Consider the following 9,278-nt stretch of genomic DNA (forward strand, 5'->3'; position numbering starts at 1 on the left):
TCCTCGTCCGGTCCAGCGTCCCTCGGCAGCCGAAGCCTGGGCCCAGGCGCCCGTGCCCGCGCTCAGGGCGTACCGCCGAGTCCCCCGCGCTTCTTCAGCAGGTCCTTGAGGTCCACGGTGTCCCCCGCCGGAGGCTTCTCGGCCGTGGCCTTCACGCCATAGTCGCTGTAGTACGCGGTCTGGGTGAGCTGCCCCGTGGCCGTGTGGCCCTTCTCGACCTTCTTGACCAGCAGGTTGCGGCTGTCGACCCATATGTCGACGGTCTGCGTGGAGGAGCCCTCCCCGGGCACGGTGCCGGAGTAGTGCGAGGTGGGCTCGCCCCTCACCGTCTCCTCGCCGACCTTCCGCACGTCCGTGGAGGTCAGCAGCAGCTTCACGGACGTGTGCGGCGCGGTGCCGCGCATCTGGTCCGCGAGGTCCGCTCCCGAGCCGCCCGCGAGGTCGTCCAGGTCGTCGTAGGCGTACTTGATCCAGTGCTTGCCGTCGGCCTTCTCGGCGAACCCGTCGCCCATGCGCGCGTAGTAGGCGTCGGGGAGATAGCGGGCCTCCATCGACGTGGTGCCGAGCCGGCGCATCGCGTCGGCCGTGGTGCCGCCGGTGTAGGTGATCGTCAGGGTGCCGGTGAGGCCGTCGCTCCAGGCGAGGGCGCCGTCGGCCGTCATGGACAGCGCCGAGCCCATGGTGGTCGTGGACTTCACCCGGGCGGACTCGGCCTGGCCGGTGGACCGTTCGACGGCGCGCAGGGCGGCTGTGACGGCGCGGGACGGCGTGGGGCGGCTCTGCTCGTCGGGACGGCCGGAGGAGGAGGTACAGGCGGCCAGGGCCGTCAGCGCGGTCAGCAGCGCGATCCAGAGCACCGACCGGCGCGCCCTCGTACTCGTCATTCGTCCCCCCTGTGCGAACCCCGTTAATGAAAGTTAACCCAGGGCACTGACAAACGGGGCCGGACAAGGGGACGGGCCCCGCACCCGGGAAGGGTGCGGGGCCCGCTTCGAGCCTGGTGAGCCGATGGCTCAGACCGCGGCCGGGTCCTCCTCGACGAGGAGGTTGCGGGTGCGGTTCGGGTCGACCGGAACGCCGGGGCCCATCGTGGTGGTGATGGCGGCCTTCTTGATGTAGCGACCCTTGGCGGCGGACGGCTTCAGACGGAGGATCTCCTCCAGCGCGGCGCCGTAGTTCTCCACCAGCTTGGTGTCGTCGAAGGACACCTTGCCGATGATGAAGTGCAGGTTCGAGTGCTTGTCGACGCGGAACTCGATCTTGCCGCCCTTGATGTCGGTGACGGCCTTGGCGACGTCGGGGGTGACGGTGCCGGTCTTCGGGTTCGGCATCAGACCACGCGGGCCGAGGACGCGGCCGAGGCGGCCGACCTTGCCCATGAGGTCCGGGGTGGCGACGACGGCGTCGAAGTCCAGGCGGCCCTTCGAGACCTCGTCGATCAGCTCGTCGGCACCGACGATGTCGGCGCCCGCGGCACGCGCGGCCTCGGCACGGTCGCCGGTCGCGAAGACCAGGACCCGGGCGGTCTTACCGGTGCCGTGCGGAAGGTTCACGGTGCCACGGACCATCTGGTCGGCCTTACGCGGGTCGACACCCAGACGGAAGGCGACCTCGACGGTGCCGTCGAACTTGGTCGTGGACGTCTCCTTGGCGAGACGGACGGCCTCGAGCGGGGCGTAGAGCTTCTCCCGGTCGACCTTGGCGTCCGCAGCGCGGAGAGTCTTGCTGCGCTTGCTCACTGCTGCTCCTGTGTGTTCTTAGGAGTCGTGGTCCGGGCCGAGCAGGCCCTTCCACGTGTCTGCTTGATGTACGGGGGTTGAGGTCAGCCCTCGACCGTGATGCCCATGGAACGGGCGGTGCCGGCGATGATCTTCGCGGCGGCGTCCAGGTCGTTGGCGTTGAGGTCGGGCATCTTGGTGGTGGCGATCTCGCGGACCTGCGCCTCGGTGATCTTGGCGACCTTGGTCTTGTGCGGCTCGCCGGAGCCCTTCTCCACGCCCGCGGCCTTGAGGATCATCTTGGCGGCCGGCGGAGTCTTGGTGATGAAGGTGAAGGAACGGTCCTCGTAGACCGTGATCTCCACCGGGATGACCCAACCGCGCTGCGACTCGGTCGCGGCGTTGTAGGCCTTGCAGAACTCCATGATGTTGACGCCGTGCTGACCCAGCGCGGGGCCGACCGGCGGGGCCGGGTTGGCGGCACCGGCCTGGATCTGGAGCTTGATGAGCCCCGTGACCTTCTTCTTCTTGGGAGGCATTACTCTCCGGGTCCTTTCGATTGAAGTGTGCCCTCGCCCGGGTCGCGTCCCGGATGAAGGCATACCGCACAACGATAACGGGTATAGATGCGCGGCTGAAAACCGAGCAGGTCAGACCGGCTGCGGGAGCCCGTCTGACCTGCGCGGAAGCGGTGAGTCCAGAAGACTCGGAAACCCCGGGGGGCCTAGTTCTTCTGGATCTGGTCGAAGGAGAGCTCGACCGGCGTCTCGCGGCCGAAGATCTCCACGAGGCCCTTGACCTTCTTCGAGTCGGCGTTGATCTCGTTGATGGTGGCCTGCAGCGTGGCGAACGGGCCGTCGGTGACGGTGACCGAGTCGCCGACCTCGAAGTCCAGGACCTGGACCTCGACCTTGCGGGCCGGAGCCGGCTTGCCCTCGGCCTCGGCGGCCTCGCGGGCTGCCTTCTCCTCGGCCTCGGGAGCGAGCATCTTGACGATCTCGTCCAGGGTCAGCGGGTACGGGTCGTAGGCGTTGCCCACGAAGCCGGTGACGCCGGGGGTGTTGCGGACGACACCCCAGGACTCGTTCGTCAGGTCCATGCGGACCAGGACGTAACCCGGGAGCTTGTTCTGCTTGATCGTCTTGCGGTCGCCGTTCTTGATCTGGACGACCTCTTCCTGCGGCACCTCGGCCTGGAAGATGTAGTCCTCGACGTTCAGCGAGACGGCGCGCTGCTCCAGGTTGGTCTTCACGCGGTTCTCGTAGCCGGCGTAGGTGTGGATGACGTACCACTCGCCGGGCAGCGTGCGAAGCTCCTCGCGCAGGGCGGCGACGGGGTCGACGGGCTCGGCCTCCTCCTCGGCGGCCTCTTCCTCGTCCTCGACGTGCAGCGCGGCCTCCTCGGCCGGCTCGCCCGCCTCGGCGTCGGCAGCCTCGACCTCGTCCAGGTCCTCGTCCGCGCCCTCGACGATGTCGAGCTCGTCATCCACGGACTCGTCGTCCTGCCCGATCGGCTCGATGGCGTCGTTCAGGTTCTGGTCAGACACGGTGGCTGCTTCTTCCTGGATACATAGGGGTGGAACATGCGAAAGGGGCGCCGGTAACCACGGCGCCCTTCGCTCTTGGCTCAGCCGAAGACGTACTTGGCGGCGTTGTCGAGCCCATAGTCAATCACGGTCACCAGGCCGATCATGATGACGACGAAGATGATCACCACGGTGGTGTACGTCGTCAGCTGGTTGCGCGTCGGCCAGACGACCTTGCGGAGTTCCGCGACGATCTGGCGGTAGAAGAGCGCGAGTCGCTTCAGCGGGCCCTTCTTGCCGCGCTTGCCGCCCTTGCGGGTCTTCTTCTTGGACTCCGGCGCCTCGTCCTGGGCATCAGGCATGTCGATGGAGCCCACGGCGTCCGTCACTCGTCCTCACCTGATTCCGGGTCGTGGCCGTGCCGCGCCCGGTCTGAGCCGCACGGCGGTGCATTGCTGTACGTACATGCGCACACATCCTGGCGAAGGTGTGTGTAGCAGGGCCGGAGGGACTTGAACCCCCAACCGCCGGTTTTGGAGACCGGTGCTCTACCAATTGAGCTACGACCCTTTGGTGTGTCCACCAACGTACCGCATCCGACCGGGTGCTCGTTGTGCACCGTGCGACTGCGGGCTGTTGAAGGCCAACGAGGTGAGAGTGTACGTGGTCCCAGGCGCCCCGTCGAACAGAAAGTGGCCGATGAGGGCTTGGATGGCGGAAGATCGCCCGGAGTTCGGCGGTGCGACGGCGCAAGATCGCCCTGGCCGCGGGCCCGATCCGGACGAATGTTCAGCCGATGTTCAGTCTGTGAAACCCGCATGCCGCCCGCGTTTCCGGTCTGAAACCATGGGCCCCATGAGCGCTGCAACCCCTCCCACCGAGCGCCGGGTCTCCGCCCGAGTCGGCGCGATCTCCGAGTCCGCCACCCTCGCCGTGGACGCCAAGGCCAAGGCCCTCAAGGCCGCCGGGCGACCGGTGATCGGCTTCGGCGCCGGTGAGCCCGACTTCCCGACCCCGGACTACATCGTCGAGGCCGCCATCGAGGCCTGCAAGAACCCCAAGTACCACCGCTACACCCCGGCCGGCGGCCTGCCCGAGCTGAAGGCCGCGATCGCCGCGAAGACGCTGCGCGACTCCGGCTACGAGCCCGATGTCTCCCAGATCCTGGTCACCAACGGCGGCAAGCAGGCCATCTACGAGGCCTTCGCCGCGATCCTCGACCCGGGCGACGAGGTCATCGTCCCGGCCCCGTACTGGACGACGTACCCGGAGTCGATCCGCCTCGCGGGCGGTGTCCCGGTCGAGGTCGTCGCCGACGAGACCACCGGCTACCGCGTCTCGGTCGAGCAGCTGGAGGCGGCCCGCACCGAGAAGACGAAGGTCGTCCTGTTCGTCTCCCCGTCCAACCCGACCGGCGCGGTCTACAGCGAGGCCGAGACCGAGGCGATCGGCCGCTGGGCCGTCGAGCACGGCCTGTGGGTGATGACGGACGAGATCTACGAGCACCTGGTCTACGGCGACGCGGTGTCCGTGTCGCTGCCCGCGCTCCTGCCCGAGCTGCGCGACAAGTGCGTCGTGGTCAACGGTGTCGCCAAGACGTACGCCATGACGGGCTGGCGGGTCGGCTGGATCATCGGTCCGAAGGACGTCGTCAAGGCCGCGACGAACCTGCAGTCCCACGCCACCTCGAACGTCTCGAACGTGGCGCAGGTGGCCGCCCTCGCCGCCGTCTCCGGCGACCTGGACGCCGTCGCGAAGATGCGCGAGGCCTTCGACCGCCGCCGCAAGACGATCGTGCGGATGCTCAACGAGATCGAGGGCGTGGTCTGCCCGGAGCCCGAGGGCGCCTTCTACGCCTACCCCTCGGTGAAGGCCCTCATCGGCAAGGAGATCCGCGGCAAGCGCCCGCAGGACTCGGTCGAGCTGGCCGCGCTCATCCTGGAGGAGGCCGAGGTCGCGGTCGTCCCCGGCGAGGCCTTCGGTACGCCGGGCTATCTGCGGCTGTCGTACGCACTCGGTGACGAGGACCTCGTCGAGGGCGTGAGCCGGATCCAGAAGCTGCTGGCGGAGGCCACGGACTGAGGTCCGCCGCCGCCATGAGGCACCTCCGGTTCTCGGAGGTGCCTCATTTGTTTGTGCGAGCAAGACCACTAAAGGGGAAACCGCTACCGGGACCGCGGACACGTACGGCAGGATCCTGGAATGGAGCGTGTACGTGATGTCTCTGAACTGCCGAAAGCCCATCTGCACCTGCACTTCACCGGCTCGATGCGCCCGGCGACCCTGCTGGAACTGGCCGACAAATACGGTGTGCGTCTGCCGGAGGCGCTGACCGACGCGCTGACCAGCGGGGAGCCGCCGAAGCTGCGGGCGACGGACGAGCGGGGCTGGTTCCGCTTCCAGCGTCTGTACGACTCGGCGCGCTCGTGTCTGCGGCAGCCGGAGGACATCCAGCGGCTGGTCAGGGAGGCCGCGGAGGAGGACATCAAGGACGGCTCCGGGTGGCTGGAGATCCAGGTCGACCCGACGTCGTACGCGCCCCGGCTGGGCGGTCTGATTCCCGCGCTGGAGATCATCCTGGACGCGGTGGAGACGGCGTCGCGGGACACGGGTCTCGGGATGCGCGTCCTGGTCGCCGCGAACCGTATGAAGCATCCCCTGGACGCCCGCACGCTGGCGCGCCTCGCGGTGCGGTACGCCGATCGGGGGGTCGTCGGCTTCGGGTTGTCGAACGACGAGCGCCGGGGCATGGCGCGGGACTTCGACCGCGCCTTCCACATCGCCCGCGAGGGCGGGCTGCTGTCGGCCCCGCACGGCGGCGAGCTGACCGGTCCGTCCTCGGTCCGGGACTGCCTGGACGACCTGGACGCGAACCGGATCGGCCACGGGGTGCGGGCGGCCGAGGACCCACGGCTGCTGAAGCGGCTCGCCGACCGGGGCGTGACCTGCGAGGTGTGCCCCGCGTCCAATGTCGCCCTCGGCGTCTACGAGAAGCCCGAGGACGTCCCGCTGCGGACGCTGTACGAGGCCGGGGTGCCGATGGCCCTCGGGGCCGACGACCCGCTCCTCTTCGGCTCGCGTCTGGCCGCCCAGTACGACATCGCCCGCCACCACCACGCCTTCACGGACGAGGAGCTGGCGGAGCTGGCCCGGCAGTCGGTGCGCGGGTCGGCGGCGCCGGCGGAGATGAAGGCGAAGCTGCTGGCCGGGGTGGACGACTGGCTCGCCTAGCCACATCGGGTCGCTGTACCGGCGAGGTCAGTCGGCGATGCCGGCCAGCAGCGCACGGGCCAGCCGGGCGGCGAACTCGTCCACCGGCGGCCGCACCGCCTGCTTCGTGGCGTCATAGGCGAACGCCCGCTGCGCGCAGGCCCCCATCAGCAGGGATGCCGCCGCGAACGTGTCCGCGTCCGCGCCGACCCGCCCCAGCTCCTGCTCGGCCCGGAGATACGTGTCGAGCTCCTGGATCGGCACGTGCGGGCCCGCGCCCATCTGCCGTACGGCGTCGTCGTGCCGCCGCTTGAGGTCGGTCTGCGCGTACAGCGACGCGGCGATCGGGAAGCTCTGCTCGTAGAACAGCGCCGCCTGGCGGGCGATCTCGGTGAGGTTCTCCTCCAGGGAGTGCCGGCCCGGCTCGGCGGCGAGGCTGCTGAGCAGCGGGCGGAGCGGGGGCAGCCGCTCGGTGAGCACCTGGATGAAGAGCTCCTCCTTGCTGTCGAAATGCTTGTACAGGGCCGCCTCGGAGCACCCGGCCGCCCGTGCGATCTCCTTCGTCGTGGCTCGCGCGAGCCCGACGGTGCGCATCAGCTCGTAGGCGGCGTCGAGGAGTCGGACCCGGGTCGGTTTGGTCTCCATGGCATGTCCAATCGCCCTTGACGGGTGGGTGAGTACTTACTCACTCTAGAAGTTCCAGTGAGTGAATACTCACCCACTACCGCGAACTGCTGACCTCATGACACGAACTCAAGCGGACGGGAGCCCTCATGAAACTCACCGTTTTCGGCGCGACCGGAGGCATCGGCACGGAGATCGTCCGCCAGGCCCTGGACGCCGGGCACGAGGTCACGGCCGTCGTACGGGACCCTGCGCGCCTTCCCCTCACCGGCGACCGTCTGGAGGTGTTCCGCGCGGATCTCACCGACCCCGGTGCGCTGCGGCCCGCCGTCGCCGGACGGGACGCCGTGCTGTCCGGGCTCGGTGCGCGCCGGCGCGGGGACGCGGGGGTCGCGGCACGGCTGACCCGTACGGTGCTGGCGGCCCTGGAGGCCGAGGAGGTGCGGCGGCTGCTCGTGGTGAGCGCCGCGCCGGTCGGGCCCGAGCCGGAGGAGGACGGGTTCCTGGACCGTGCCGTGCGCGGCGTGGTGTCGGCGGCCCTCAAGGACATCTACGCCGATCTGCGGGTGATGGAGGCCGAGGTCGCCCGTGCCGCCGTGGACTGGACGGTCGTACGGCCCCCGCGGCTGCAGGACAAGCCGGTCACCGGCAGGTACCGCACGGTTGTGGGCGGGTTTCCGCGCAGGGGGCGCTTCATCGGGCGGGCGGATGTGGCGCACGCGATGCTGGGGATGGTCAAGGATGCGGCGACGGTGGGGCGGGGGGTTGGTGTGGCCTATTGAAGGGCTGGTCTGGAGGCCGCTTTGCGTGGAGGCGGCCTGGCCTGGAGACGGACGGCCTCGCTTGGAGAGGGCCTGGACGGAGCCTGGGCTAGAGGCTGACTCCGACCGTCACCGGCTCGTTCACCAGCGTGATGCCGAAGGTCTCGCGGACGCCTGCGACGACCTCGCGGGCGAGTGCGAGGAGGTCCTCGGTGGTCGCTTCGCCGCGGTTGGTGAGGGCGAGGGTGTGCTTCGTGGAGATGCGCGCGGGGCCGGTGCCGTACCCCTTCGTGAAGCCCGCCTTGTCGATGAGCCAGGCCGCGGACGTCTTGGTGCGGCCCTCCCCCGCGGGGTAGGCGGGCGGCTCCACGCCGCCGCCGAGGTGCTCGCGCACGCGCGCGTGGAACGCGGTGAACTGCTCGTCGGTGAGAATCGGGTTGGTGAAGAAGGATCCCGCCGACCAGGTGTCGTGGTCCTCGGGGTCCAGGACCATGCCCTTCCCGGTACGCAGCTTCAGCACGGTCTCACGGGCCGCCGCCAGGGGCACGCGGTCGCCGACCTCGACGCCGAGGGCGCGGGCCGTCTCGGCGTACTTGACGGGGGCGGAGAGGCCGTCGGCGTCCTCCAGTTGGAAGCGGACGCGCAGGACGACGTAGCGCTCGGGGTCGGCCTTGAAGCGGCTGTGGCGGTAGGAGAAGGCGCAGTCGGCGTTCGGGATGACGACGGTCTGGCCTGCCTGGCGGTCGTACGCGATCACCTCGGTGATCGTGGAGGAGACCTCCTGGCCGTAGGCGCCGACGTTCTGGATGGGCGTCGCGCCTGCGGAACCGGGGATTCCGGCGAGGCACTCGACTCCGGCGAGCCCGGCCTCGACGGTGCGGGCGACGGCGTCTGTCCAGACTTCGCCGGCGGCCAGTTCGAGGGTGGTGCCGTCGAGCTCGAAGCCCTTTGTGGCGATGACGAGTGCGGTGCCCTCGAAGCCCTTGTCGCCGATGACCAGGTTCGATCCGCCGCCGATGAGCAGCAGGGGGGTTCCTGCAGCGTCCGCCGCACGCACTACGTCGATCACTTCGGCGTCGGTGGTGGCGGTGACCAGGCGGGTGGCGGGGCCGCCCAGGCGGAAGGTCGTGAGGGGGGCGAGGGGGGCGTCGTGGAGTTCCTGCACGGGCTCAAGAGTACGGGTTGCCTCCGGCGGTTGGGCGGGGGTGCCTGCGGCGGCCTGCTGATGTTCGGTGGGGGTGCGGGTGTGATGCCTGCGGCGGCCCGTTGCTGTTCGGTGGGGGTGCGCGTAGCGCCTGCGGGTGGGTTGTGGGTCGGGGCCGGGGGGGGGGGGGGGGGGGGGGGGGGGGGGGGGGGGGGGGGGGGGGGGGGGGGGGGGGGGGGGGGGGGGGGGGGGGGGGGGGGGGGGCGGCCGCCCGGGCCGCGCCCCCGCCCCCCCCC

The 9,278-nt window shown here is 69.9% G+C and carries 10 protein-coding genes and 1 tRNA gene; 3 read left to right on the forward strand and 8 right to left on the reverse strand.

Annotated elements, in window-relative coordinates:
* Nucleotides 1-62 precede the first annotated feature (62 nt).
* The 6 genes from ACIBAG_RS23050 to ACIBAG_RS23075 form a co-directional block, all read right to left on the reverse strand.
* A complete protein-coding gene (locus ACIBAG_RS23050) occupies nucleotides 63-884 on the reverse strand; it encodes a hypothetical protein (RefSeq protein WP_399107348.1) in 822 nt (273 codons plus the stop codon).
* A 129-nt stretch (nucleotides 885-1,013) separates the two neighbouring features.
* Nucleotides 1,014-1,739, reverse strand: a complete 726-nt coding sequence (rplA, locus tag ACIBAG_RS23055; protein ID WP_031477882.1) for a 50S ribosomal protein L1 — start codon at nucleotides 1,737-1,739, stop codon at nucleotides 1,014-1,016.
* 83 nt (nucleotides 1,740-1,822) lie between these two features.
* The gene (gene rplK / locus ACIBAG_RS23060) at nucleotides 1,823-2,257 is read right to left on the reverse strand and encodes a 50S ribosomal protein L11 (protein ID WP_028805116.1); all 435 of its coding nucleotides are present in this window, start codon (nucleotides 2,255-2,257) and stop codon (nucleotides 1,823-1,825) included.
* A gap of 185 nt (nucleotides 2,258-2,442) precedes the next feature.
* Nucleotides 2,443-3,264, reverse strand: a complete 822-nt coding sequence (gene nusG, locus ACIBAG_RS23065) for a transcription termination/antitermination protein NusG (protein ID WP_399107349.1) — start codon at nucleotides 3,262-3,264, stop codon at nucleotides 2,443-2,445.
* Between the two features lie 80 nt (nucleotides 3,265-3,344).
* Nucleotides 3,345-3,632: a preprotein translocase subunit SecE gene (gene secE / locus ACIBAG_RS23070; RefSeq protein ID WP_031477885.1), complete on the reverse strand. Its 288-nt coding sequence runs from the start codon at nucleotides 3,630-3,632 to the stop codon at nucleotides 3,345-3,347.
* 108 nt (nucleotides 3,633-3,740) lie between these two features.
* Nucleotides 3,741-3,813: transfer RNA gene (locus tag ACIBAG_RS23075), tRNA-Trp, on the reverse strand.
* A 285-nt stretch (nucleotides 3,814-4,098) separates the two neighbouring features.
* Between ACIBAG_RS23075 and ACIBAG_RS23080 the strand changes: the two genes are divergently transcribed.
* The gene (locus ACIBAG_RS23080) at nucleotides 4,099-5,325 is read left to right on the forward strand and encodes a pyridoxal phosphate-dependent aminotransferase (protein ID WP_399107350.1); all 1,227 of its coding nucleotides are present in this window, start codon (nucleotides 4,099-4,101) and stop codon (nucleotides 5,323-5,325) included.
* Between the two features lie 120 nt (nucleotides 5,326-5,445).
* Entirely contained in the window at nucleotides 5,446-6,474 is a 1,029-nt protein-coding gene (locus ACIBAG_RS23085) for an adenosine deaminase (RefSeq protein ID WP_399107351.1), read from the forward strand.
* A 27-nt stretch (nucleotides 6,475-6,501) separates the two neighbouring features.
* On the opposite strand, the gene ACIBAG_RS23090 is transcribed toward ACIBAG_RS23085, so the two are convergent.
* Nucleotides 6,502-7,098, reverse strand: coding sequence for a TetR/AcrR family transcriptional regulator (locus tag ACIBAG_RS23090; protein WP_399107352.1), 597 nt, complete (start codon nucleotides 7,096-7,098; stop codon nucleotides 6,502-6,504).
* 128 nt (nucleotides 7,099-7,226) lie between these two features.
* Between ACIBAG_RS23090 and ACIBAG_RS23095 the strand changes: the two genes are divergently transcribed.
* Nucleotides 7,227-7,859, forward strand: coding sequence for an NAD(P)-dependent oxidoreductase (locus ACIBAG_RS23095; RefSeq protein ID WP_399107353.1), 633 nt, complete (start codon nucleotides 7,227-7,229; stop codon nucleotides 7,857-7,859).
* 88 nt (nucleotides 7,860-7,947) lie between these two features.
* Here ACIBAG_RS23095 and ACIBAG_RS23100 read toward each other — a convergent pair whose 3' ends face one another.
* On the reverse strand, nucleotides 7,948-9,003 hold the full coding sequence (locus tag ACIBAG_RS23100) for a UDP-N-acetylmuramate dehydrogenase (RefSeq protein ID WP_399107354.1): 1,056 nt from the start codon (nucleotides 9,001-9,003) through the stop codon (nucleotides 7,948-7,950).
* Nucleotides 9,004-9,278: the final 275 nt, after the last annotated feature.

The sequence above is a fragment of the Streptomyces sp. NPDC051243 genome, assembly GCF_044455405.1.
In the GTDB taxonomy this organism is placed as follows: Bacteria; Actinomycetota; Actinomycetes; order Streptomycetales; family Streptomycetaceae; genus Streptomyces.